General features: G+C 66.4%; 31 protein-coding genes. 14 read left to right on the top strand and 17 right to left on the bottom strand.

Features of this window, described 5'->3' with window-relative positions; all coding sequences use genetic code 11:
* Positions 1-8 precede the first annotated feature (8 nt).
* Complete coding sequence (locus P0086_RS20205; protein ID WP_275788855.1) at positions 9-773, top strand: SDR family oxidoreductase; 765 nt, start codon at positions 9-11, stop codon at positions 771-773.
* Between the two features lie 63 nt (positions 774-836).
* Here the strand turns inward: P0086_RS20205 and P0086_RS20200 are convergent, their stop codons facing one another.
* Positions 837-1,988 (bottom strand): aminotransferase class I/II-fold pyridoxal phosphate-dependent enzyme, encoded by a 1,152-nt coding sequence (locus tag P0086_RS20200; RefSeq protein WP_275788853.1) that lies wholly within the window; start codon positions 1,986-1,988, stop codon positions 837-839.
* Between the two features lie 244 nt (positions 1,989-2,232).
* Between P0086_RS20200 and P0086_RS20195 the strand changes: the two genes are divergently transcribed.
* From P0086_RS20195 to aat, 5 genes are all read left to right on the top strand, one after another.
* Positions 2,233-2,997 carry a DsbA family protein gene (locus P0086_RS20195; protein ID WP_112613790.1) on the top strand — a complete coding sequence of 255 codons (765 nt, stop codon included), beginning with the start codon at positions 2,233-2,235 and terminating at the stop codon, positions 2,995-2,997.
* 204 nt (positions 2,998-3,201) lie between these two features.
* Positions 3,202-3,639, top strand: a complete 438-nt coding sequence (gene aroQ, locus P0086_RS20190; protein ID WP_112599672.1) for a type II 3-dehydroquinate dehydratase — start codon at positions 3,202-3,204, stop codon at positions 3,637-3,639.
* A 24-nt stretch (positions 3,640-3,663) separates the two neighbouring features.
* The gene (gene accB / locus P0086_RS20185) at positions 3,664-4,125 is read left to right on the top strand and encodes an acetyl-CoA carboxylase biotin carboxyl carrier protein (protein ID WP_112599671.1); all 462 of its coding nucleotides are present in this window, start codon (positions 3,664-3,666) and stop codon (positions 4,123-4,125) included.
* Between the two features lie 10 nt (positions 4,126-4,135).
* The gene (gene accC, locus P0086_RS20180; RefSeq protein WP_112599670.1) at positions 4,136-5,479 is read left to right on the top strand and encodes an acetyl-CoA carboxylase biotin carboxylase subunit; all 1,344 of its coding nucleotides are present in this window, start codon (positions 4,136-4,138) and stop codon (positions 5,477-5,479) included.
* Between the two features lie 3 nt (positions 5,480-5,482).
* Entirely contained in the window at positions 5,483-6,097 is a 615-nt protein-coding gene (gene aat, locus P0086_RS20175) for a leucyl/phenylalanyl-tRNA--protein transferase (protein ID WP_112611681.1), read from the top strand.
* Positions 6,098-6,138: 41 nt separating this feature from the next.
* Here the strand turns inward: aat and P0086_RS20170 are convergent, their stop codons facing one another.
* Positions 6,139-6,438: an AzlD family protein gene (locus P0086_RS20170; RefSeq protein WP_275788848.1), complete on the bottom strand. Its 300-nt coding sequence runs from the start codon at positions 6,436-6,438 to the stop codon at positions 6,139-6,141.
* Positions 6,435-7,121 carry an AzlC family ABC transporter permease gene (locus P0086_RS20165; RefSeq protein WP_345799321.1) on the bottom strand — a complete coding sequence of 229 codons (687 nt, stop codon included), beginning with the start codon at positions 7,119-7,121 and terminating at the stop codon, positions 6,435-6,437. The genes P0086_RS20170 and P0086_RS20165 overlap by 4 nt, the downstream gene beginning before the upstream one ends.
* A 203-nt stretch (positions 7,122-7,324) precedes the next feature.
* On the opposite strand from P0086_RS20165, the gene P0086_RS20160 reads away from it, so the two are divergent.
* Together P0086_RS20160 and P0086_RS20155 are read left to right on the top strand one after the other, a co-directional pair.
* A complete protein-coding gene (locus tag P0086_RS20160) occupies positions 7,325-7,783 on the top strand; it encodes an Lrp/AsnC family transcriptional regulator (RefSeq protein WP_275788845.1) in 459 nt (152 codons plus the stop codon).
* A 78-nt stretch (positions 7,784-7,861) separates the two neighbouring features.
* On the top strand, positions 7,862-8,077 hold the full coding sequence (locus P0086_RS20155; RefSeq protein WP_275788842.1) for a hypothetical protein: 216 nt from the start codon (positions 7,862-7,864) through the stop codon (positions 8,075-8,077).
* Between the two features lie 39 nt (positions 8,078-8,116).
* On the opposite strand, the gene P0086_RS20150 is transcribed toward P0086_RS20155, so the two are convergent.
* Positions 8,117-8,860 (bottom strand): type 1 glutamine amidotransferase, encoded by a 744-nt coding sequence (locus P0086_RS20150; protein WP_275788840.1) that lies wholly within the window; start codon positions 8,858-8,860, stop codon positions 8,117-8,119.
* Between the two features lie 74 nt (positions 8,861-8,934).
* Complete coding sequence (locus tag P0086_RS20145; RefSeq protein WP_275788837.1) at positions 8,935-9,723, bottom strand: YggS family pyridoxal phosphate-dependent enzyme; 789 nt, start codon at positions 9,721-9,723, stop codon at positions 8,935-8,937.
* A 105-nt stretch (positions 9,724-9,828) separates the two neighbouring features.
* Here P0086_RS20145 and P0086_RS20140 point away from each other — a divergent pair, with 105 nt between their 5' ends.
* Positions 9,829-11,310: a PLP-dependent aminotransferase family protein gene (locus P0086_RS20140; protein WP_275788834.1), complete on the top strand. Its 1,482-nt coding sequence runs from the start codon at positions 9,829-9,831 to the stop codon at positions 11,308-11,310.
* A 76-nt stretch (positions 11,311-11,386) separates the two neighbouring features.
* Here P0086_RS20140 and P0086_RS20135 read toward each other — a convergent pair whose 3' ends face one another.
* The 4 genes from P0086_RS20135 to gatB all read right to left on the bottom strand — a co-directional run bounded on the left by P0086_RS20135 (position 11,387) and on the right by gatB (position 14,461).
* On the bottom strand, positions 11,387-11,830 hold the full coding sequence (locus P0086_RS20135) for a DUF2155 domain-containing protein (protein WP_148149978.1): 444 nt from the start codon (positions 11,828-11,830) through the stop codon (positions 11,387-11,389).
* Between the two features lie 85 nt (positions 11,831-11,915).
* Entirely contained in the window at positions 11,916-12,317 is a 402-nt protein-coding gene (locus P0086_RS20130) for an NADH:ubiquinone oxidoreductase subunit NDUFA12 (RefSeq protein WP_275789527.1), read from the bottom strand.
* Between the two features lie 141 nt (positions 12,318-12,458).
* Positions 12,459-12,956 (bottom strand): GNAT family N-acetyltransferase, encoded by a 498-nt coding sequence (locus P0086_RS20125; protein WP_275788830.1) that lies wholly within the window; start codon positions 12,954-12,956, stop codon positions 12,459-12,461.
* 2 nt (positions 12,957-12,958) lie between these two features.
* Positions 12,959-14,461 carry an Asp-tRNA(Asn)/Glu-tRNA(Gln) amidotransferase subunit GatB gene (gatB, locus tag P0086_RS20120; protein ID WP_112599660.1) on the bottom strand — a complete coding sequence of 501 codons (1,503 nt, stop codon included), beginning with the start codon at positions 14,459-14,461 and terminating at the stop codon, positions 12,959-12,961.
* A 169-nt stretch (positions 14,462-14,630) separates the two neighbouring features.
* Here gatB and P0086_RS20115 point away from each other — a divergent pair, with 169 nt between their 5' ends.
* Together P0086_RS20115 and P0086_RS20110 are read left to right on the top strand one after the other, a co-directional pair.
* Complete coding sequence (locus tag P0086_RS20115; protein WP_275788826.1) at positions 14,631-14,939, top strand: DUF1294 domain-containing protein; 309 nt, start codon at positions 14,631-14,633, stop codon at positions 14,937-14,939.
* Positions 14,940-15,137: 198 nt separating this feature from the next.
* The gene (locus tag P0086_RS20110; RefSeq protein WP_148652886.1) at positions 15,138-15,395 is read left to right on the top strand and encodes a YjhX family toxin; all 258 of its coding nucleotides are present in this window, start codon (positions 15,138-15,140) and stop codon (positions 15,393-15,395) included.
* 58 nt (positions 15,396-15,453) lie between these two features.
* Here the strand turns inward: P0086_RS20110 and P0086_RS20105 are convergent, their stop codons facing one another.
* The 5 genes from P0086_RS20105 to P0086_RS20085 all read right to left on the bottom strand — a co-directional run bounded on the left by P0086_RS20105 (position 15,454) and on the right by P0086_RS20085 (position 19,099).
* The gene (locus P0086_RS20105) at positions 15,454-15,966 is read right to left on the bottom strand and encodes a GNAT family N-acetyltransferase (protein WP_112611692.1); all 513 of its coding nucleotides are present in this window, start codon (positions 15,964-15,966) and stop codon (positions 15,454-15,456) included.
* A 62-nt stretch (positions 15,967-16,028) separates the two neighbouring features.
* A complete protein-coding gene (gene gatA, locus P0086_RS20100) occupies positions 16,029-17,510 on the bottom strand; it encodes an Asp-tRNA(Asn)/Glu-tRNA(Gln) amidotransferase subunit GatA (RefSeq protein ID WP_112599656.1) in 1,482 nt (493 codons plus the stop codon).
* Positions 17,511-17,528: 18 nt separating this feature from the next.
* The gene (locus tag P0086_RS20095; protein WP_275788820.1) at positions 17,529-18,008 is read right to left on the bottom strand and encodes a GNAT family N-acetyltransferase; all 480 of its coding nucleotides are present in this window, start codon (positions 18,006-18,008) and stop codon (positions 17,529-17,531) included.
* A gap of 4 nt (positions 18,009-18,012) precedes the next feature.
* Positions 18,013-18,300 carry an Asp-tRNA(Asn)/Glu-tRNA(Gln) amidotransferase subunit GatC gene (gene gatC / locus P0086_RS20090; protein ID WP_112599722.1) on the bottom strand — a complete coding sequence of 96 codons (288 nt, stop codon included), beginning with the start codon at positions 18,298-18,300 and terminating at the stop codon, positions 18,013-18,015.
* Between the two features lie 94 nt (positions 18,301-18,394).
* Positions 18,395-19,099 (bottom strand): metal-dependent hydrolase, encoded by a 705-nt coding sequence (locus P0086_RS20085; protein WP_275788816.1) that lies wholly within the window; start codon positions 19,097-19,099, stop codon positions 18,395-18,397.
* A 194-nt stretch (positions 19,100-19,293) separates the two neighbouring features.
* On the opposite strand from P0086_RS20085, the gene P0086_RS20080 reads away from it, so the two are divergent.
* Positions 19,294-19,599, top strand: a complete 306-nt coding sequence (locus P0086_RS20080; protein ID WP_112599653.1) for an alkylphosphonate utilization protein — start codon at positions 19,294-19,296, stop codon at positions 19,597-19,599.
* 10 nt (positions 19,600-19,609) lie between these two features.
* Positions 19,610-20,083 (top strand): Holliday junction resolvase RuvX, encoded by a 474-nt coding sequence (gene ruvX, locus P0086_RS20075; protein ID WP_112611696.1) that lies wholly within the window; start codon positions 19,610-19,612, stop codon positions 20,081-20,083.
* On the opposite strand, the gene P0086_RS20070 is transcribed toward ruvX, so the two are convergent.
* Entirely contained in the window at positions 20,041-20,379 is a 339-nt protein-coding gene (locus P0086_RS20070) for a DUF6105 family protein (RefSeq protein WP_112611697.1), read from the bottom strand. The two genes, ruvX and P0086_RS20070, sit on opposite strands and share 43 nt — an antisense overlap.
* Complete coding sequence (locus tag P0086_RS20065) at positions 20,376-20,534, bottom strand: hypothetical protein (RefSeq protein ID WP_162714804.1); 159 nt, start codon at positions 20,532-20,534, stop codon at positions 20,376-20,378. Before P0086_RS20065 ends, P0086_RS20070 begins: the two co-directional genes overlap by 4 nt.
* A gap of 231 nt (positions 20,535-20,765) precedes the next feature.
* Between P0086_RS20065 and P0086_RS20060 the strand changes: the two genes are divergently transcribed.
* Positions 20,766-21,698, top strand: a complete 933-nt coding sequence (locus P0086_RS20060; protein WP_148656986.1) for an AEC family transporter — start codon at positions 20,766-20,768, stop codon at positions 21,696-21,698.
* Here P0086_RS20060 and P0086_RS20055 read toward each other — a convergent pair.
* Positions 21,683-23,332, bottom strand: coding sequence for an acyl-CoA dehydrogenase family protein (locus tag P0086_RS20055; RefSeq protein WP_112611699.1), 1,650 nt, complete (start codon positions 23,330-23,332; stop codon positions 21,683-21,685). The genes P0086_RS20060 and P0086_RS20055 overlap by 16 nt on opposite strands.
* Positions 23,333-23,379: the final 47 nt, after the last annotated feature.

Here is a 23,379-nt window from a genome sequence, read left to right as displayed (position 1 = left end):
AGAACCCCATGTCCCGTCTCGACAACAAGGTGGCCATCATCACCGGCGCGAGCTCCGGCATCGGCCGCGCCGCCGCCCTTCTCTTCGCCCGACAGGGTGCCAGGCTCGTGCTTTCCGCCCGCGGGCGTGAACGGCTCGACGCCGTCGCAGCCGACGTCCGCGCGGCCGGCGGCGCGGCGATCGCCGTGCCCGGCAACGTCAGCGACGAGGCCCATCACCGGGCGCTGGTCGATGCGGCGCAGGCGGAGTTCGGCGGCCTCGACATCGCCTTCAACAATGCCGGCACCACCGGCCCGATCGGCCCCCTGCCCGCTCTTGCCGCAGCGGATTGGCAGGCGGTGCTCGACGTGAACCTCACCAGCGCCTTCCTCGCCGCGAAATATCAATTGCCGGCCCTGGAGGCGCGCGGCGGCGGCGCCGTGGTGTTCACGTCGACCTTCGTCGGCTACACGGCCGGTTTTCCGGGGCTTGCGGCCTATGCCGCCTCGAAATCCGGCCTGATCGGCCTCGTGCAGGTGCTCGCCTCCGAATACGGCCAAAGGGGCGTTCGCGTGAACGCGCTGCTGCCGGGTGCGACGGACACGCCAATGGGGCGAGCGGTAGCGAACACGCCGGAGGCACGCGAATTCATCGCCGGACTCAACGCCTTCAAACGCATCGCAGCACCGGAGGAGATCGCGCAGGCAGCGCTGTTCCTCTGCTCGGACGCTTCCAGCTTCACCACCGGCACGGCGATGCTGGCCGATGGCGGCGTCTCCATCAACCGCGTCTGAGGGCCCCTGAAGATCGGTGACGGCCCGGCAGCAAGCTGACGAGGCGACACCGGGTTCGCCCGATCAGGCCAGCCAGCGCGCGAGACGAACGACCGCCTCGCCCATCTCGTCAAAGGAGCCCGCATAGGAAAAGCGCATCGTGTGATGGCCGTCCACCGGGTCGAAATCCGCGCCGGGCGTCGCCGCGACGTCGGTCTCCGCCAGCATGCGGCGGGCGAACGCCATGCTGTCATTGGTGAAGCGGCTGACGTCGACATAGGCATAGAAGGCGCCGTCCATCGGCGAGGCGATGGAAAAGCCGATCTCGGGCAGCCGGGTCGCGAGCAGGTCGCGGTTGCGGCGATAGGCCTCGCGGTGCACGTCGAGCTCCTCGCGGGCACCGAGGGCCGCCAGCGCGGCCAGCTGGGATAATTCGGGTGCGGAGATGTAGAGGCTCTGCGACAGGCGCTCGATCGGGCGCACGACGCTCTCCGGCAGCACCATCCAGCCGATCCGCCAGCCGGTCATGCAGTAGTATTTCGAGAACGAGTTGATCACGACCACCTCGTCGGTGATCTCCAGCGCGCTGGTCTCCTCGCCGGAGAAGGTCAGGCCGTGATAGATCTCGTCGGAGATGAAGGCGATGCCGCGTTCGGCGCAATAGTCCGCAAGCGCCTTCAGATGGGCGCGGTTGGTCACGGTGCCGGTCGGGTTGGCCGGGCTTGCGAGCAGGATGCCGGAAAGCTTGCCGAAGACGCTCTGGGCCGCCTCGAGGCTTTCCGGCGTGATGGTGAAGTCGTTCTCGGCGCTCACCCCGATCTCGATCGTCTCGATGCCGAGGGCGGCCAGGATGTTGCGGTAGGCCGGATAGCCCGGCCGCGCGATCGCCACCCGGTCGCCGGGGTCGAACAGCGTCAGGAAGGCGAGGTTGAAGCCCGCCGACGATCCGGTGGTCACGGCGATGCGGGCAGGATCGATCTCGACGCGGTGATGGCGGCGATAGTAGTCGGCGATGCCGCGGCGCAGGTCGGCGAGCCCGAGCGCCTCCGTATAGCCGATCCTTCCGTCGGCAAGCGCGCCCCTGGCCGCATCGAGCGCCGCGCGCGGCGCCGGATAGGCCGGCTGGCCGACGGCCATCGAGATGACCGGACGCCCCTGCGCGCGCCGGCGCGTGGCCTCGGCCAGCACGTCCATGGCATGGAAGGGTTCGACTGCGCTTCGTCTGGAGACTTTCATCCTGGCTTCTGTCCTTGCGCTGGCGCGGGAGGGCGTCCGCCGGCGACAAGACCGTGCGGGCGGCATTTCGATGCCATATGCACTAGCCGTAAAAAAGGCCTGTTCACAATCCCGGCACGACCGGATTTTCGCCGTCTTTGCGGTTTCGTTTGCGGCAACCGCGCCCTAAACTGGCTGCGATGCGCCGCATATGGCGCGAGGGACAACGGCCGCGGCATCCGCCTCACGGCACCACGAGGACAAGATGTTTCGTACCAAAGCCAAATCGCTCGCCGCCGCACTCGCACTGACGGGCGCCGTCTTCCTGCCGCTTCAGGCGCAGGCACTCGACGACAAGCAGAAGGAAGAGTTCGGCGCCTACATCAAGGAATACCTGCTCGCCAATCCGGAAATCCTGATGGACATGCAGGAGGCCCTTCAGCAGAAGCAGATGCAGGCGCAGCAGGAGCAGGCGAAGGCGGCGATCACGGAAAACCAGGCCGCCATCTTCAACGGCAAGGACGACATCTCGCTCGGCAATCCCAATGGCGACGTCACGATCGTGGAGTTCTTCGACTACAATTGCGGCTACTGCAAGCGCGCGCTTTCCGACATGGACGCGATGCTGGAATCAGACAAGAACGTGCGCTTCGTCCTGAAGGAGCTGCCGATCCTCGGCCCGGATTCGCTTGCCGCCCACAAGGTGAGCGCCGCCTTCCGCGATCTCGCGCCGGAGAAATATCCCGCGTTCCACCGCGCCCTGCTCGGCGGCGAGGAGCGGGCGACGGAGGAGACGGCGATCGCCGTCGCCACCGGGCTCGGCGTCAGCGAGGCCGACATCCGCAAGCAGATGGAGGCGAAGCCGCACGACGATGCGGTGCGCGAGACCTATTCGCTCGCCCAGAGCCTCGGCATCACCGGCACGCCGTCCTACGTCATCTCGAACGAGGCCGTCTTCGGGGCGGTCGGCATCGACGAGTTGAACGAGAAGGTCGCCAACGTCCGGGCCTGCGGCAAGGCGGTGTGCTGAGGCAGGCACACCGCTGATCAAAGAGGCCGGCCCGGTCCTGAACGACGGCAACCCTGCAGGATCGGCCGTCCCCGCCATCTTTCCGCCATTCCCTTGCGCTTCAGCCTTCTTGGTTGTGGACAAGACGCGCGTGATTCCTTGGGGCTTTTCCTTGGGGAACCGGCGGTCTATAGGTAACCCACGATCCAGCAAGCGGAAATCCGAATGGCATCCACGATCTTCGTCCTGAACGGCCCGAACCTCAACGCGCTCGGCAAGCGCGAGCCCGGAATCTATGGCGGGCATACGCTGGCCGACATCGAGGTGCTGTGCCGCGCCGAAGGCGAACGGCTCGGCTTCGCCATCGATTTCCGCCAGTCGAACCACGAGGGCACGCTCGTCGACTGGATCCACGAGGCGGGCGACACGGCCGCGGGCATTGCCATCAATGCCGGCGCCTACACGCACACCTCGCTTGCGCTGCACGACGCCATCAAGGCCATCCGCATCCCGGTCGTCGAGCTGCACATTTCCAACGTCCATGCCCGCGAGGAATTCCGCCACAAGTCCATGATCGCACCGGCGGTCAAGGGCGTGATCTGCGGGTTCGGCGAGCAGAGCTACATCCTGGCGCTCCATGCGCTGAAATCCATCACGACATAAGAAGAGAATAAGAGGCTCAATCCCATGGCTGACAAGAAGCAGGGCATCGATCAGGTACTGATCCGCGATCTCGCCAACATCCTCAACGAGACGGATCTGACCGAGATCGAGGTGGAGCAGGACGACCTGCGCATCCGCGTCTCCCGCGCCGGCACGCCGCAGTATGTCTCCGCCCCTGTTCCCGCACCGGTCGCAGCCGTGGCCGCGCCGGTCGCAGCGGCAGCCGCCCCGGCCGCAGCCGTCCGCGACAACAAGAACGCGGTCACCGCGCCGATGGTCGGCACCGCCTATCTGGCGCCGGCACCGGGCGCCCGCCCCTTCGTCGAGGTCGGCTCGAACGTCCAGGAAGGCCAGACCATCCTCATCATCGAGGCGATGAAGACGATGAACCAGATCCCGGCACCTCGCTCCGGCAAGGTCACCGAAATTCTCGTGGCAGACGCCGCGCCGGTCGAATATGGCGAACCGCTGATCGTCATCGAGTAAGGTCAGCCCGATGATCTCCAAAGTCCTCATAGCCAACCGCGGCGAGATCGCGCTCCGCGTCCTGCGCGCCTGCAAGGAACTCGGCATCGCGACCGTTGCCGTGCATTCGACGGCCGATGCCGACGCCATGCACGTCCGCCTCGCCGACGAGAGCGTGTGCATCGGCCCGCCGCCGTCGCGCGAAAGCTACCTCAACATCCACCAGATCGTCGCCGCCTGCGAGATCACCGGCGCCGACGCCGTGCATCCGGGCTACGGCTTCCTGTCGGAGAACGCCAAGTTCGCCGAGATCCTCGACGCGCACGGCATCACCTTCATCGGCCCGACCGCCGAGCACATCCGCCTGATGGGCGACAAGATCACCGCCAAGCAGACGGCGCAGGAACTCGGCATCCCCGTAGTGCCCGGCTCCGACGGCGAGGTGAAGCCGGAGAACGCGCTGGAGGTCGCCCGCAAGATCGGCTTTCCCGTCCTCATCAAGGCGACCGCCGGCGGCGGCGGCCGCGGCATGAAGGTGGCCAGGACCGAGGCCGACCTCGACGAAGCCATCAACACCGCCCGCTCGGAGGCCGCAGCCGCCTTCGGCAACGACGCCGTCTACATGGAGAAGTACCTCGGCCATCCGCGCCATATCGAGGTGCAGATCGTCGGCGACGGCATGGGCAACGCCATCCATCTCGGCGAGCGCGACTGCTCGCTGCAGCGCCGCCACCAGAAGGTCTGGGAAGAGGCGAACTCCCCTGCCCTCAACGTCGAGCAGCGCATGAAGATCGGCCAGATCTGCGCCGACGCGATGAAGAAGATGAAGTACCGCGGCGCCGGCACGATCGAGTTCCTCTACGAGGACGGCGAGTTCTACTTCATCGAGATGAACACCCGCCTGCAGGTGGAACACCCGATCACCGAGGCGATCACCGGCATCGACCTCGTGCACGAGCAGATCCGCGTCGCTTCCGGCGCCGGGCTGTCGGTCACGCAGGAGGAGATCGAGTTCTCCGGGCATGCGATCGAGTGCCGCATCAACGCCGAGGATCCGCGCACCTTCGTGCCCTCGCCGGGCACGATCACGCATTTCCACGCACCGGGCGGTCTCGGCGTCCGCGTCGATTCCGGCGCCTACCAGGGCTACCGGATCCCGCCCTACTACGACAGCCTGATCGGCAAGCTGATCGTGCACGGGCGGACCCGCGTCGAATGCATGATGCGGCTTCGCCGCGTCCTCGACGAATTCGTGATCGACGGCATCAAGACGACGCTTCCCTTGTTCCAGGATTTGATTTCCAATCAGGATATCGCAAATGGCGACTATGATATCCACTGGCTGGAAAACTATCTGGCCAAGTCCAAGGGGTAGCGAATGGCAGGGCGTCGCGGCAGGTCTCCGGAGGTTACACCGGATCTCTTGCTGCGCGCCTATTCCATCGGCCTGTTTCCGATGGCCGATTCGGCCGACGACCCGGAGCTGTTCTGGGTCGAGCCCGACATGCGCGGCGTCATTCCGCTGGACCAGTTCCACGTCTCGCGCAGCCTCGCCAAAAAGATCCGCCAGAAACCCTTCGACATCCGCGTCGACACCGCCTTCGAGGCGGTGATCGCGGCCTGCGCCGAAGCCGCGCCCGACCGCCCGTCGACCTGGATCAACGCCAAGATCCGCACGCTCTACGCCACCCTGCACCGGATGGGCCACGCCCACAGCGTCGAGGCCTGGGAAGGCGACGAACTGGTCGGCGGCCTCTACGGCGTCTCGCTGGGGGCGGCCTTCTTCGGCGAAAGCATGTTCTCGCGACGCACCGACGCCTCGAAGATCTGTCTCGTGCATCTCGTCGAACGGCTGAAGGCGCGCGGCTTCCGCCTGCTCGACACGCAGTTCACCACCGAGCACCTGAAGACCTTCGGCGCGATCGACGTGCCGAAGGCCGACTACGAGTGCCTGCTCGCCAAGGCGCTGGCTTCGCCCAATCTACCGTTCTGAGCGCGCCACACGGTCCTGAGCGCCTGTGCCGCATGCGGACTTCACGCCAGGACGCTCCTGAGGATGGCCGCCGAAACGATCGAGATGATTACCGTCGGAAGGATCGGCATGCGGGTCGCCGCCAGCGTTGTCAGTGCGAGCGCCATCAGATCGGCCGGGTGCCCGGTGACGAAGTCGGGCGCGATCACCGTGATCAGGACGCATCCCGGCGCACATTCCATGACCGCCTTGGTCCGTGCGCTGACGGTTCTGTTGCGGAGAAGCAGATAGCCGCCGATGCGCGTCATGTAGGTGGTGAGCGCCATCAGCACGATCGTGAGAGCGTGAAGCGGATCGATCATGCCGGCCTCGCCCACACGTAGGCCGCAACGACGCCGGAGAATGCTCCGGCCGGGACGTACCAGGCGCCGTCCGGCAACAGCAGGTGCGTCGCGCCCGCGACGACGAGACTGACGAGCCACGGGCGGGCGGCAGCGGGACCGCGCCACATGCCGGCAAGCATGACCAGGAACACGGCGGGAAATGCCATGTCGAAGCCGAAGCGCGTCACGTCGCCGAGGACGGGGCCGACGAGCGCGCCGATCGTGGTGAAGGCGATCCAGCAACCGTAGAGCCCGAGCGCGACGCCGAAGAAGTACCCGAGGCGAAGCCCGCTCGCCGACAGGCGTGCATCGGCAAGGCCCATGGCCCAGCTCTCGTCGCACATGAAGAACAGGACCGCAAATGCCTGTCGCCGCGACAGGTTTCGCATGAGGGGCGCAAGGGCGGCCCCCATCAGCAGATGGCGGCTGTTGACGAGGAAGGTGATGGCGACGATCAGAAGGACGTGCGGCGGCGAGGTCCAGAGCTCCACCGCGGCGAACTCCGACCCGCCGCCGAAATTCAGGCCCGTCATCATCGGAACCTCGATGACCGAAAACCCCTTCTGGACCGCCTGTGCGCCCAGCACCAGGGCGAAGGGGACGAACCCCAGCATGACGGGCCATGCATCCCGCAATCCATGCCAGACCTGGTGTCGCCGCATGTCGGCAACGACGTCACTTTGCACATCGAGTTCGCTCATGTTGCTTTCCCACAGATCCCATCTGCCGGCCGAGGCATGGCCGCCATCCGCTTTCCGGCATTTTTACCGCGGGGCCGGTGGCATTTGGTTGCGAATATGATGCGCTTTGCCGGCAATTTGGCATACAATGCCACGATCGGCATAAATCATGGATTCTGACGCCAATGCAGTTCGACTCGATCGACCGCGCCATCCTGCGGGTTCTCCAGCAGGACGGAAAAATCCCGAACACGGACCTGGCTTCGAGGGTCGGCCTTTCACCGTCGCCCTGCCTCAGGCGGGTCAAGCTCCTGGAGGAAGCCGGCATCATTGAGCGATATGTCGCTCTGGTCGACGCGGCGAAGCTCGGAATGGGCTTTACCGTGTTCGCGCGCGTCTGGCTGACTGGTCAGGACGAGGAAACTGTGGTGCCATTCGTCGAGGCCATCCGAAGACTTCCCCAGGTCGTCGAGTGCCACCTCATGGCCGGAGACTGCGACTTCATCCTGCGCGTGGTCGCCGCCGATCTCGACGGCTACCGGAGGTTCCAGATCGAACATCTCGGCCGCATCAAGGGGGTCAGGAACATCAAGTCGGAGATCCCCATGCAGAGGGTCAAGCAATCCACCGAGATCCCTGTCTGAGACGTGATTGGACGCAAGGAAAAAGGTCGCCATCCCCGCAAGACCGGATGGTCCGGCCGAACAGATGAGGTCAACGCCATGCACAAGTTCACCGTCATCCTCACGAGAACGTTCGAGGCAGACACTGCCGAGGAGGCTGCCTTGCTGATGTACCAGGCGCTCACCAGGGCGCCGGCGCCCCTGCAATATCTGGTCAGGGACGAGTCCATGGTTGCGACCGATCTGACGCTCGATCGGGAAAAGGCGGATGAATTTGCCGAGATCGACCACACGGCCGATCCCGGCAATTGGTGACATCCCGAGGGGCCACCGGCGGGTGGCGTTGCGGGCGGCCTAAGCCAGCCGCGCCTTCGCATGGTTCTGCGCCCGATAGGCCGCGACGAGCCTGTCGAGGAATTCGAACAGCTTTGCGTTCATCTCGTGCCAATCGTTCCGGCGCAACGCCTCCGGCTGCTGGACGAAACGACGATCGGTGAGGGTCGCCAGCTCCGCCTCGGACGCGGCGATCAGGAGCTCGACGACGTCCGGGGTGAACTCCATGTGGCACTGGAAGCCGTAGACGAGGTCGCCATACTCCACGATCTGGCGCGGGCAGCCTTCGCTTGCGGCGATGACGGTCGCCGTGTCGGTCAGGCCCGGCATGTCGTTGTGCCAATGACCGACCGAAAGCGTCTCGCCGAAATGCGAGAACTTCGGATTGGTCCTGCCGGCCGCAGTCAGCGTGATCGGAAACTTGCCGATCTCCTTTTCGGGGCTGTGCGAATGGGCCGCGCCCAGGGCTTCGCCGATCAGCTGCGATCCGAGGCAGACGCCGACGACGGCCTTGCCGGCCTCGACGCACTTTCCGATCAGCGCCTGCTCCGCGGCGGCGTCGAAGTGCGGGCATTCCTCCGTCGTGGTCGAGGGGGACTGCGGCCCGCCCATCACGACGAGAAGGTCGATGCCCTCGGCGGACGCGGGCAGCCTCTCGTTCGCATAGACCCGCGAGTAGCTCGCCGCGTGGCCGCGCGACCTCACCCAGTCCTCGTAAGCGCCCGGGGCCTCGAACGCCTCATGTATGACGAAATGCACTTTCATGGGTCTGTCTCCGGGATCGTTCCTGTGTGTCGATGGCTGCCCTCGCCCGATGCGGCGCGCGGCAACCGGTCCTTTCAATGGGTGGGGTCGGCGAGCCCCGGCCAATAGTGTCCGTCGGGCGTGGGGCGCCTGCCGAAGATAGCCTGGCCGACGCGCACGACGTCCGCTCCCTCCTCGATCGCCTCCTCGAAATCGCCCGACATCCCCATCGACAGCTCCTGCACGGCCGGATTGCGCGCGGCCGCCCGGTCGCGCAGGCGGCGCAGCAGGGCAAAGCACGGGCGGACGGCATCCATATCCCGGCTGAAGAGCGCCAGCGTCATCAGACCGCGGGGGCGGAGACGGGGAAACCGCTCCAGCGTCTCGACGAACGGCATCAGCGCGTCGGGGTGAAGCCCGAACTTGCTCTCCTCGCCCGAGGTGTTGACCTGAATGTAGACATCCAGATGCCGATCCTCGCGTTCGAGCCGGGCGTTCAGCAGATCCGCGAGCCGCAGGCTGTCGAGCGCGTGGAACTCCCGCGCAAACCGGCACAATTGCTTGACCTTGTTGGTCTGGAGATGGCCGACGATGCTCCAGTCGACGTCGAGATCGGCAAGTTCCGCACGCTTGGCTTCCGCCTCCTGGATCTTGTTCTCGCCGAAGTCGCGGATACCCACCTGGCGGGCGAGACGCAGAATCCGGGCCGGGACGGTCTTGGTGATCGGCAGGAGCCGGACGGAGGCCCGATCGCGTCCGGCCCGGGCGCAGGCCCGGCCGATCCTCTCCTCCACAGCCGCGAGATTGGCGCGGAGCAGCGATGCCGGATCGGACCCGAAGCGTTCTTCGTCCGTGACCGACGGCCGTTTGTCCTGATGCAGCATAGGTTCTCGACCCGCGAATTCGGCGGCCCGACGGACGCCGCTTGGATTTCGGCGAAAATAGGCCCAGACTGGCTTGCCGTTAGCAGCCAGTTGCAAGGAAAATTGATGGTCCAGTTGAAGCCCGCAGGCACAAGCGCGAAGGGGCGGATCGGGGCGCAGGACATCTATGCCGCCCTGAAGGAGCACATTGCCCGGGGCGTGTTCGGCGAAACGGGCCAGCTGCCCTCGTCACGGGGTCTGGCGCAGGAACTCGGCGTTTCCCGGACGACCGTGATGATTGCCTTCGAGCAGCTTCACGCCGAAGGTTTCATCGAACTGCGACAGGGCGCACGGCCGCGGGTCGTCAGGGCCGCGGTCGGCGGACCGGACCAGGTGAAGCGGACCCGCGATCCCCGACAGGTGCGCCTGTCTGCCTATGGTGCGCGGCTCAGAGGTTTCTCGCCCTGGTCCGCCGAAGCGCCGGGCAAGGTCCTCGTGGACTTCCGCCACGGCGATCTCGCAAGCGCCGATTTTCCGTCCGCGGCCTGGCGGAAGGCTGTGGCTGAAGCCGCCGCCCGGCGGCCGGACAGGCTGACATACGGCGACCCGCGGGGATCGGTGCGGCTTAGACTTGCGCTGCAGGGCTATCTCTGGCGCGCCCGGACGATCCGCTGCGAGCTGGACCAAATCATCGTCGTGAACGGCTCCCAGCAGGGGCTGGACCTGTGCGCGCGCGTCCTTCTCGATCCCGGCGACCGCTTCGTCATCGAGAACCCCTGCTATGACATGGCGCGCCAGATTTTCGCCGGCGCCGGTGCGTCGGCCGTTCCCGTGCCGGTGGACCGGAGCGGCATGGAAACCGGGGGGCTGGCGCAGCTGGACGCGCGCCTGGCCTATGTGACGCCGTCCCATCAGTTCCCGCTCGGCGGCGTCATGCCCGTGGCCCGTCGCCATCAGCTGCTGGACTGGGCCCGACAGTTTGACGCCCATGTCGTGGAAGACGATTACGACAGCGAGTTCCGCTACGATATCAACCCCGTGCCGCCGCTCTTCGGCCTCACGGAGGGTGGCAACGTCATCTATTGCGGCACGGTCTCGAAGACGCTCGCGCCGGGCCTTCGCCTCGGCTACCTGGTGGTGCCCGCCGACCTGCAGGCGGTGTTCGCAACGGCGAAGCTTCTGTGCGACCGCCACACGCCCTTGCTTCAGCAGGACGCCCTGGCGTCGCTCATCGAAAGCGGCGCCTACGAGGTTCACCTGCGACGGATACGCCGCCTGAACCACGAGCGGCGCGCGACCCTGCTCAACGCCCTCCGTCATCGCCTGGGCGACAAGGTGGACGTCGAGGGCGCGGACGCGGGCCTGCATGTGGTCGCGTGGCTGAACGGCATTCCCCGGTCCGCGGAGACCGCGCTTCTGGAAGGCGCGCGTGCCATAGGCCTGGGGATCCACGCGATCTCACCGCTCTACGCGGCAGACGCCACGGAAAGCCTCCCGGACCGGGCGGGTCTCGTCATGGGCTACTCGGCGCTACAGACCGGAGACATCGAACGCGGCGTCCATCTGCTGGCGGACCTGGTGGAGCGGGTCGCCGGCGGTCTTTCGTGAGCATCGTCCGGTCGGGAGAAGGGGGACAATGCCCTGCCCTCCCAACAGCTCCCCGCCTTCCGCAGCGGGACGGGGGTTACTGCGCGCTCGTCGTTTGGGGCGGCGGGACGTCGGACTGCATCTTGCACTCGGTCAGCCAGACGTCATAGACGGGGTGCTCGACGGCGTTGAGGCCGGGGCTTTCGGCGAACATCCAGCCGGTGAAGATGCGGCGGATCTTGCGGTCGAGCGTGATCTCGCTGACCTCGACGAAGGAATCGACCTTCTGCGCCTCGGTGTCGTCACGGTTGTAACAGACGCGCGGGGTGACCTGCAGCGCGCCGAACTGCACCGTCTCGCCGACATAGACGTCGAAGGAGGTGATGCGGCCGGTGATCTTGTCGAGGCCGGAGAAGACGGCGACCGGGTTGGCGATGCGGGCAGCCTCGGCCGGAGCGCCTATGGCGAGCACCGCCACACCGAGAGCGGCGAGCGCGAGGGCCATGCGCGAAGCGATTGTCTGCCTGCCTGCCAAATCCATCCCCTTTTAAGTCTTTCGCATGAGAATCGGCCCGGCGCGGCGGCCGGGCCTGTCTGCGCTAGCGGTCAAATGTGGCGAAAGCGGTTCAGCCGCGCGGGGTCCAGGCGTCGTAGTCGCCGGTCACACGGGGGCGTTCGCCGGGGACGGCGAGCGAGCCCGGCGGGCGGTAGGCCTGCGCCGTGCCGGTGCCGTTCGGGCGGTGGTCCTTCTGCCACTCGCGCGGCTTGTAGTCCTCGTCGGCCGGGGAGACGTCGGTGCGGTGATGGATCCAGCCGTGCCAGCCGGGCGGGATGGCGGAGGCTTCCGCATATCCCTTGTAGATCACCCAGCGGCGGGTGCGACCTTCGGAGTCCGTGCCGCCGCCCTGGTAGTAGACGTTGCCGAACTGATCCTCGCCCACCTTCTTGCCGAAGCGCCAGGTATGGAACCGCGTGCCGATGGTCTGTCCGTTCCACCAGGTGAAGATCTGCTTGAGAAGGCTCATTATCCACTTCCTTGACCGGGCCGGAATGGCTGGCCCGCTGTCGAAACCGTTCCTCGCTTATGGCGCGCGGATGGGCGAATGTCCAGCGATTCCCGAATGTTCAAGCGGGATTTGCGGCAACGGCGACGCTTGTGCACGGCCGCGTCAGCCGAGCGGCTTCTCAAGGATCAGCGCGGGAATGCCGGAGCGGCCGTCGCCGCAATCGGCGGTCTCGCCCGCCCTTGCGAACCCGTGCGCCTCATAGAAGGCGATCGCAGTCGTGTTCTTCGGCTCCACCTCGAGCCGCATCACCCTGGCGTCGGGAAAGCAGGTCTCGAGTTCGGCGAAGAGATCCCGCCCGACGCCCTGCCGCTGATACTGCGGCAGCACATAGAGCTGGTGCAGGACCGCCACCTTCGGATCCGCCTCCGACAGGGCGGCATAGCCCATGCCGGCCAGCACCCTGCCGTCGTCGGCGACGACGAACTCGGCATGCTTGCGCTTCAGCTTCTCCGTCAATGCCGGTACGGAGTGCCATTTCGCCGTGATCTCGGACACCTTGTCGGGGCCGTAGAGCGCGTCATAGGTCGCATGCCACGTCTCGGCCAGGAGCGCGCTCACTTTCGGCAGGTCGCGCTCCGAGGCCGTGCGGACGAAGAACACGGCTATTCCTCGATGCCGAGCTTGGCCTTGACGAGGGCCTGGACGGCCTGCGGGTTGGCCTTGCCGCCGGTCGCCTTCATCACCTGGCCGACGAACCAGCCGGCGAGCGTCGGTTTGGCCTTGACCTTCTCGACCTGGTCGGGATTGGCGGCGATGATGTCGTCGACGGCCTTTTCGATTGCGCCGGTGTCGGTGACCTGCTTCATGCCGCGGGATTCCACGATCTCGCCGGGCACGCCGCCTTCGTTCCAGACGATCTCGAACAGGTCCTTGGCGATCTTGCCGGAGATGGTGCCGTCCTTGATCAGGTCGATGATGCCGCCGAGCTGGAAGGGCGAAACCGGCGTCTCTTCAATGCCTTTGCCCGCCTTGTTCAAGGCGCCCAGGAGGTCGTTGATCACCCAGTTGGCGGCAGCCTTGCCGTCGCGGCCGGAAGCGACCTCCTCGAAATAGTCGGCGATCGCCTTTTCCGACACCAGCACCGAAGCGTCGTAGACGGACAGGCCGAGCTCGCGCACGAAGCGCTCCTTCTTGTCGTCCGGCAGCTCCGGCAGGTGCGCCTTCAGCTCTTCCACATAGGCGTCGTCGAATTCGAGCGGCAGCAGGTCGGGATCGGGGAAATAGCGATAGTCGTGCGCATCCTCCTTGGAGCGCATCGAGCGGGTCTCGCCCTTGTTCGGGTCGAACAGGCGGGTCTCCTGGTCGATCGTGCCGCCATCCTCGAGGATGCCGATCTGGCGGCGGGCCTCATATTCGATCGCCTGGCCGATGAAGCGGATGGAGTTGACGTTCTTGATCTCGCAGCGCGTGCCGAAGGCCTCGCCCGGGCGGCGGACGGAGACGTTGACGTCGGCGCGCATCGAGCCCTCGTCCATGTTGCCGTCGCAGGTGCCGAGGTAGCGCACGATCGAGCGCAGCTTGGTCATGTAGGCCTTGGCCTCGTCGGAGGAGCGCATGTCGGGCTTGGAGACGATCTCCATCAGCGCCACGCCGGAGCGGTTCAGGTCGACATAGGACATGGTCGGATGCTGGTCGTGCATCGACTTGCCGGCGTCCTGCTCCAGGTGCAGGCGCTCGATGCCGATCTCGATGTCCTCGAAATTGCCCTGGCGGTCGGGGCCGAGCGAGATGACGATCTTGCCCTCGCCGACGATCGGGTCCTTGTACTGCGAGATCTGGTAGCCCTGCGGCAGGTCGGGATAGAAATAGTTCTTGCGGTCGAAGATCGAGCGGTTGTTGATCTTCGCCTTCAGGCCGAGGCCGGTGCGGATCGCCTGGCGAACGCATTCCTCGTTGATCACCGGCAGCATGCCGGGCATCGCCGCATCGACGAGCGAGACGTTGGCGTTCGGCGCATTGCCGAACACGGTCGCAGCGCCCGAAAAGAGCTTGGAATTGCTGGTGACCTGGGCGTGCACCTCCATGCCGATGATCACCTCCCAGTCGCCGGTGGCGCCGGGGATGAAGCGTTTCGGATCGGGGGTGCGGACGTCGACGATGGTCATGTGCAAGCTCTTGGAAGATCGCTTCGGAATGGCTGATTTTCGAACTGTGTCGGTAGACCATATGGGCAGGCGGCGCAAGGCTTTCACCCTTCCAGCCTCGGCCCGGACTACAGCGCCCCCAGCAAAACCTCGAGCAAGGCGTTAACCGGCATCGGCTATGCGTCGAGGGATGAGCGCCCTGTCGATTGCCTTCGTTCTTGTTTCGATCAACGTCCTGACGTTTCTTGCCTTCTGGCGGGACAAGCAGGCGGCCCGCGCCGGAGAGTGGCGGGTTCGCGAGAGCACGCTTCTCGGCCTTGCGGTCATCGGCGGCAGCCTCGGGGCGATCACCGCCCAGCGGCTTCTGCGCCACAAGACGCGCAAGGAACCGTTCCGGACGGCATTGCCGGCGCTCCTCGCCCTCCATCTCGCCCTTGGCATCGTCCTGGTCGCAGTGCCGGATCCTGCAGTGAGCCTGCTTCGGTCGCTCGGGCGTTGACGGCGGCAGCGCCATTTCCTAGAAATCGAGCCGTCCTATCGGAGCCTTTATGTTCTCTTCGTCTGAGTCCCGCTGAGGGCCCTGCCCGCAAACATCGCTTGCGCGCACGGGCCAGAAAAACGTTTCAGCCCCGCCGACCTTCGTCCGGCGGCAACGTTTTTTCGCGTTCTCTCGAACGCCTCTCGGACTTCAACGACCATGGACATTTCACGCGCCGAACAGCGCATTCTCCACCTGCTCGCCCAGGGCGGCAGGATCGAACTCGAACGGGACGAAACCCGGACCATCCTCAACGTCCACTGCATCACGCGCGACGGTTGGCGCGCCGGCGGCCTGGACCTGGACCTGTTCCGCAAGCTGAAGCGTCGCAAATGCATCGCCTCGCAAGGCGGAAGGCCGTACCGCATCACCCATCGCGGGCTGGTGCTGGTGCGCTCGCAGCTCGACAATCGCTGACAACGGCATGCGCGGCCCCGGTCGCGCATGCCTGCCGGCGCGGCGTCGTCCGGAAGGCTCAGAAGCCGCCCGGCCCGTAGCCGATCGGCGTGTCCTCCACCAGCTGCCGTCGCAGGCCGACCGATTCCACGTTCCTGTCGAGCTTCGGCGAATAGGCGACGGACAGCCAGCTGACCGCGTAGTCCCGCTTGCGGAAGAAGGCGAGTGCCGCCGCATTGCGCGCATGCGTCTGGAGCGTTGCCGCCTCGTGGTCGGCTCCCCGCATCTCGTCCTCGACGGCGGCAAGCAGGGCCGTGCCGATCCCCCGGCGCTGCATCGACGGATCGACCCAGAGGTCGGTGATCTCCTCGTCGAGCTTCTCGCGCGCCGCCCAGCCGGCGATGCGCCCGCCGTCCTCGGCGACGATGACCTTGACCCAGTTCGCCGACAGGAACTGCAGGAACGCCAGGCGCGCATTGTCGCGCAGCGCGTTCAGGTCGGCGACCCCCGTCACCGCCTGCTCCCAGGCCCGCATGCCGATCTCGGCCAATGCGGGGACGTCGTCGCCATGTGCATATCGAATGGTCGTCATCAGGAATGCCCCTCAGCCCAAGGGGCATACAACCATCCGAATCACTATTTGGCGAGAGCCAGTTACCACCACTTCTGCGGCGAGAACCGGCCGGCGGCCTTCTCGATGACGTGGGCGGTCTTGAACAGCGTCTCCTCCTCGAAGGGCTTGCCGATCAGCTGCAGGCCGAGCGGCAGGCCCTTGTGGTCGAGGCCGGCCGGGACGGCGATGCCCGGCAGGCCCGCCATGTTCACCGTCACCGTGAAGATGTCGTTCAGGTACATCTTGACCGGATCGGACGCGAGGTCCTCGTCGGCGATGCCGAAGGCGGACGACGGGGTCGCCGGCGTCAGGATCGCATCGACGCCGGCGTCGAAGGCGAGCTCGAAATCGCGCTTGATCAGCGTGCGGACCTTCTGCGCCTGCAGGTAGTAGGCATCGTAGTAGCCGGCCGAAAGCACGTAGGTGCCGATCATGATGCGGCGCTTGACCTCCTTGCCGAAACCGGCGGCGCGGGTCTTCTCGTACATGTCGACGATGTCCTTGCCGTCGACGCGCAGGCCGTAGCGGACGCCGTCGTAGCGGGCGAGGTTCGAGGACGCCTCGGCCGGCGCCACGATGTAATAGGCCGGCAGCGCGTATTTCGTGTGCGGCAGGGTGATGTCGACGATCTCGGCGCCGGCGTCCTTCAGCCAGGCGATGCCCTGCTGCCACAGCGCCTCGATCTCTTCGGGCATGCCGTCGACGCGGTATTCCTTCGGAATGCCGATCTTCATGCCCCTGACCGACTGGCCGATGGCCTTCTCGTAGTCCGGCACCGGCAGGTCGACGGAGGTGGTGTCCTTGGCGTCGACGGAGGCCATCGACTTCAGGAGGATCGCCGCGTCGCGGACGTCGCGGGCGATCGGGCCGGCCTGGTCGAGCGAGGAAGCGAAGGCGACGACGCCCCAGCGCGAGCAGCGGCCGTAGGTCGGCTTGATGCCGACGGTGCCGGTGAAGGCGGCCGGCTGGCGGATCGAGCCGCCGGTGTCGGTGGCGGTGGCGCCGGCGCAGAGGAAGGCGGCGACGGCGGCGGCCGAGCCGCCCGAGGAGCCGCCCGGCACGAGGTCGAGGTTGGAGCCCTTGGCGCGCCAGGGGTTCTTGACCGGACCGTAGTAGGAGGTCTCGTTCGACGAGCCCATCGCGAACTCGTCCATGTTCAGCTTGCCGAGCATGACGGCACCGTCGTTCCAGAGGTTCTGGGTGACGGTCGATTCGTACTTCGGCTTGAAGCCGTCGAGGATGTGGCTGCAGGCCTGGGTGTGGACGTCGCGGGTGCCGAACAGGTCCTTGATGCCGAGCGGGATACCCTCCAGCGCGCCGGCCTTGCCCTCGGCGATGCGGGCGTCCGAGGCCCTGGCCATCTCGCGCGCCTTCTCCGGCGTCACCGCGACGTAGGCGTTCAGCGTGCCGTTGGCGGCATCGATCGCCGACAGATAGGCCTCCGTCAGCTCGACGGCGGTGATCTCCTTGGCGCCGAGCTTCTCGCGGGCTTCGGCAATGGTCAGGCGGGTCAGGTCGGTCATGGCTCTATCTTTTTCGGGTCACGCAGCGCTGGAGGCACGTCCAAGCTGCTTCTGGTAGAATATCGAATAGGGGCTTTCCGGATAGTCGAGCACCGGGCCGCAGCGGGAGAAGCCGGCCTTCTCGTAGATCGCCCAGGCGGCGGGATGGCGGTCGCCGGTCTCGAGCACGAGGTGCGAAAGCCCGTCCGTTTCGGCGGCGGCGACGATCTCGGCCAGGATGGCCCGGCCGACGCCCCTGCCCTGCCATTGCGGCCGGGTGAACATCCGCTTGACCTCGCCGGTCCCGGCGGTATGCCGCTTCAGCGCACCGCAGCCGATCGCGGCACCGCCCTCGTCACGGGCGATCCAGACGGTGACGCCCGCCTCGGCCATCTGCTCCACCGTCAGGTGGTAGCAGGCCTCAGGCGGCGACAGCGTCAGCAGAACCGCGTTCAGTTCTGCGATGAGCGCACGCACCTCGTCCTGCAGCGGGCTTTCGACGGCGATCGTGAAGGCCAAGGGCTTACTCCACGACCTTGGGCACGAGGAAGAAGTTGCGGTCGGAGACCGGCGCATTGGCGACCACGTCTTCGGCTTTGTTGCCGTCGGTGACCGCGTCGTCGCGCTCCTTCATGGCCATCGGCATCACCGAGGTCATCGGCTCGACGCCGGTGACGTCGACCTCGCCCAGTTGCTCGACGAAGCCGAGGATGCCGTTCAGTTCGCCCATCATGCGCTGGGCTTCCTCTTCGCTGACCGCGATACGGGCAAGGTGGGCCACCCGCTTGACGGTGGCAAGATCGACAGACATCGGCATACTCCGGTCGGAAATTTTCCTCCCGCTATAATGAGAGTGCCCCGGCTGCGCAACGGGGGAATGTGCGCAGCCGGCCCGGGCGACACCCCTACCGCGAAACCAGTTCGCCGACCTTCGGCACCTCGACCTTGGTCTTGGCGCCGTCCATCCCGCTCACGAAGGTGTCGGCCGTCTGGTCGATGATCGGGAAGGTGCCATAGTGGCAGGGCAGGACGGTGCCGAACTTGAAGTAGCGCTGGCAGGCAAGGGCCGCCACCGCGCCGCCCATGGTGAAGCGGTCGCCGATCGGCACCAGCCCGATCTCCGGGTCGTGCAGTTCGTGCACCAGCGCCATGTCGGAAAAGATGTCGGTGTCGCCCATGTGGTAGAGCGTCGGCTCGTCCTCGAAATGCAGCACCAGGCCGTTGGCGCTGCCGAGCGAATGGGAGACGCCGTCCTCGGTGATCTGCGCCGACGAATGCAGCGCGTTGACGAAGGTGGTCGAGAAGCCGTCGAAATGCACGGTGCCGCCGGTGTTGCCCATCTCGAGCTTCTTGACGCCCTTGGTGCTCAGCCAGGCAGCGAGGTCGGCGTTCGCGAGCACGGTGGCGCCGGTTTCCCTGGCGATCGCGACGGTGTCGCCGACATGATCGCCGTGGCCGTGGGTCAGGAGGATGTGCGTCAGGCCGGCGGTCGCCTCCTTGCGCTTCGTCGTGTCGAAGGACGGGTTTCCGGTGAAGAACGGATCGATCAGGATCTTGGCCTTGCCCGTCTCGATCCGAAACGCGGCGTGGCCGAGCCAGGTGATCTTCATGATATTCTCCCGTTGTACTTCCGCCAGCAAATGGCATAGAGCATGGCACGCATTTCTGCAGCTCGGATGATTGGAATCCCGCTTTGGCAGCGGAGACGGACCGTACCGATGGCGGGGCGCTCGGCGATCCCGGAAACCGGCCCGGAAAACTCGCCTGGTTCCAGCATTATCCAAGCTTCCCGATGGAGACAAGCATGACACCCGATGACGACGACTATATCTATGACGAAGCAACCGGCGATTGGCGCCCGGCTTCCGAGGTGGCGGCAGCGGCCGCCGCGAGCCAGCCCGTCGCGCGCGATTCGGCCGGCAACCTGCTCGCTGACGGCGACAGCGTCACCCTCGTCAAGGACCTGAAGGTCAAGGGGACGAACACGACGCTGAAGCAGGGCACGGTCATCCGGTCGATCCGCCTCACCGACAACCCGGAGGAAATCGACTGCCGCCACGAGACGATCAAGGGCCTGGTGCTGCGCACCGAATTCGTCCGCAAACGGTGAGCGCATCCGCATGGCGACGGTGACGATCGAAGAACTCGCGGCGCTGCTCGAGCCCGGCCAGCCGATCGCCGGCCTCGATCTCGGCACGAAGACGATCGGCCTGTCGGTCTCCGACCTCGGACGGCGACTGGCCACGCCGCGGCCGGTCTTGAAGCGGGTCAAGCTCGGGATCGACGCGGAGGCGCTGCTGGCATTTGCGGAGAAGGAGCGGATCGCCGCCTTCGTGATCGGCCTGCCGATGAACATGGACGGCAGCGCGGGACCGCGGGTGCAGGCCACGCGCGCCTTCGTGCGCTCAATGAGCGAGAGGACCGACATTCCGTTCGTCTACTGGGACGAGCGGCTGTCGACGGTCGCGGCCGAGAGGACGCTGATCGAAATGGACGTATCGCGGAAGAAGCGGGCGGAGCGGATCGATTCCGCCGCCGCCTCCTTCATCCTTCAAGGCGCGTTGGACAGGCTCTCGGCGCTCGCAAGATCCTGAGCCGGCGCACCCTCGCCCGCGTCGCGCCGGCGCTGCCACCAGGCTGCGATGCGCTTTCGCTTGCGGAAGGCAATGATGGCGAAGACGAACAGGCTGTCGACGACGATGGCGCGGGCCACGAGCGGCGGGATGGTCTCGGGCGGCATGCCCAGCACGTGGCCGTAGACGCGGAACACCAGGTCGTGGGCGTCGCGGGTGAGCATGAAGATGCCGAAGCTCATGTCGTAGTAGGACAGGCCATACCAGCTGCCGAGCAGCGCGATCGGGCCGGCCCAGAGGATCAGGAACCACTTCATGCCGTTCTCTCCTCGCCGACGACGACGCCACCGAATTCCAGGCCGAGCTCGCGGACGGCCACCAGCGCCAGCAGCACGGCGGCCGGCACGGCAATGTCCAGCGCGAGCGCTGCGAAGAAGGCCGTCATGGCCGCAATCAGGATCGATTTCGGCATCGCGCCGTCCCCGATGGTTAACGAAACATTAATGGAAGCACCTTCCATCGATCGCTTCGGACACGCAACGTAAACCCCCGGTTAAGGTTAATTTCCACACCGACCCGCCTGCCCGCCGCGGCGACGGCCGCCCTTGCGAAAGGACCGCCGCCGACAAAAACAACCTTCAGGATTGCCGTTTGTTCCCGGTCGTGAAATGAGGGACCGGTCCCCTCGCATACCGGCCCTCCCATGCTCGTCGTCTTCGAAAGTATCCTCCCCGTCTTCCTGCTGGTCATCCTCGGCACCGTGCTCAAGCGCTGGCGGAAAATCGACGACGGCCTTTGGGTGGGGCTGGAGCAGCTCGGCTTCTACGTCCTGTTTCCCGCGCTGCTGTTCTCCACCCTCGCGCAGGCCGATTTCGCCGGCATGGAAGCGGGCACGCTCGCCATCGCCTCCATCGGCTCGGTGACGCTGATGTCGGCGGCGATCCTTCTCGCCTGGCCGCTCTTCCGCAAGGCCGGCGTCTCCGCCGCGTCCTTCACCACCGTCTTCCAGACCTCGACGCGCTGGAACGGCTTCATGGCGCTCGCCACCGCCGGCAAGCTCTATGGCCAGGAGGGGATCGGGATGCTGGCGCTGATCATGACGCTGATCATCATCCCCATCAATCTCTACAATATCGGCATCCTCGTCTGGTTCGGCGGCGGCGCGCGCGACGTGCGCGTCTTCCTGACGAAGGTGCTGACCAATCCGCTCGTCCTGGCGTCGGCGCTGGGTGCGGTCTTCAACCTTCTCGGCATTTCCCTCTATGCGCCGGTGATGGAGACAATCGATCTGGTGGCGGAGGCGTCGCTGAGCCTCGGCCTGATCATGGTCGGCGCGGGCCTGCGCGTCGCCGATGCCCTGCGGCCCACCGGCGTGGCGCTGCTGTCGGTCGCGCTGAAGCTGTTTGCGATGCCGCTCGTGATGGTGAGCGCGGCCTGGCTGCTCGGGATCGAGGGCAACGCGCTGCTCGTCGTCGCGCTCGGCGCCAGCGTGCCGACGGCGATGAACGGCTATCTTCTGGCCAAGCAGATGGGCGGCGACGCGCCGCTCTACGCCTCCGTCGCCACGCTGCAGACGGCGGCCTCGTTCCTGACAATCCCGCTGGTGCTGACGCTGGCCGCCTACGCCGCCGGGTAGAGCAGGTCGACGATGTAAGCCGAATCGAAGCGGGAATCGAGCATGCCGTAGGTCGAACGCCAACCGGCGGCCAGGCGCGTCTCGACGAAGGCGTCGGCGATGCGCCCTGCCCCGATCCGGTTGAGCTCGGCGGCGGCGGCCGAAAGCGCCAGCTGCTCGACCAGCATGCGGGCGGCGCCCTCGTCGCGCTCGCAGAGCGAGGTCGCCGCACGCAGCACCTCGACCGTCTTGCGTCCCGACGGACCGAGATCGCGGGCGATGCCGGCGAAGACGGATTCGAACAGGTCCTTGCCGCGCGACAGAACGCGCAGCACATCCAGCGCCATCACGTTGCCGGAGCCTTCCCAGATCGCGTTGACCGGCGCCTCGCGGTAGTGGCGGGCGATCGGGCGCTCCTCGACATAGCCGCTGCCGCCGATGCACTCCATCGCCTCGTAGATCAGCGCCGGCGCGATCTTGCAGCACCAGTATTTCGTCACCGGCGTCATCACCCGGGCATAGGCGGCCTCGTCGCCGCTGACCGGGGCGCGGTCGAAGGCCTCGGCGAGCCGGAGCGACAGCGCGGTCGCCGCTGCGACGTCGAGCGCCATGTCGGCGAGCACGCGCGTCATGATCGGCTGGTCGACGAGGTTCTTGCCGAAGACCTTGCGCCCGCGGGCATGGTGCACGGCTTCCGCGAGCGAGGCGCGCATGATGCCGCTGGAGGCCAGCGCGCAGTCGAGCCGGGTCAGCGTCACCATGTCGAGGATGGTGCGGATGCCGGCGTCCGGGGCACCGAGCAGGAAGCCGAAGGTGTCGTTGAACTCGACCTCGGAGGAGGCGTTGGAACGGTTGCCGATCTTGTCCTTCAACCGCTGGAAACGCAGGCCGTTGGCGGTGCCGTCCTCCAGCAGGCGCGGCACGAGGAAGCAGCCGATGCCGTCGCGGGTCTGCGCCAGCATGACGAAGGCATCGCTCATCGGCGCCGACATGAACCACTTGTGGCCGCTGAGACGGTAGATGCCCTCGCCCACCCGCTCGGCGGTCGAGGTGTTGGCGCGCACGTCGGTGCCGCCCTGCTTCTCGGTCATGCCCATGCCGATGGTGACGGCGCTCTTCTGCATGGCCGGGCGGTTGGTGCTGTCGTACTTGCGCGACAGGATCCGGCCGGCCCACTCGCGCTGCACGACCGGCGAAGCGGAGATGGCCGCGACCGAGGCGCTCGTCATCGTCAGCGGGCAGAGATGGCCGCTTTCGAGCTGTGCGGTCAGGTAGAAGCGGACGGCGCGCGCCTTGTGCGCCCTGCCCTTCTCGTCGGGAAGGTTCTCCCAGATCGACGAATGCAGGCCGGTGGTCATCGAGCGCCGCATCAGCGCGTGCCAGGCGGGGTGGAAATCGACCACGTCGAGGCGCTCGCCGCGCGGGCCGTGGGTGCGCAACTGCGGCGGCGATTCGTTGGCCATCCGCGCCAGTTCCTGCGCCTCGGGCGCGGTGACGTGGCGGCCGAGCGCGTCGAATTCGTCGCGCAGCCCCTTCGGCAGCGATGCCGTGCCGTCGACGAGCAGCGGATCGGACCGATAGGCGTTGATGCCCGTCCACAGCCGCGGCTGGTTCAGGTCTGCAAGGGTTTGTTCGGTCCGGGTCATCTGAGTCATGCAGGCGTTCTATCCTAACTGCGCGTGCCGCGAAACGGGGACGCAAC

The organism is Mycoplana sp. MJR14, from assembly GCF_029210525.1.
In the GTDB taxonomy this organism is placed as follows: Bacteria; Pseudomonadota; Alphaproteobacteria; order Rhizobiales; family Rhizobiaceae; genus Mycoplana.
The sequence above is the reverse complement of the archived record's forward strand: the minus strand, read 5'-3'. Positions and strand labels throughout refer to the sequence as shown.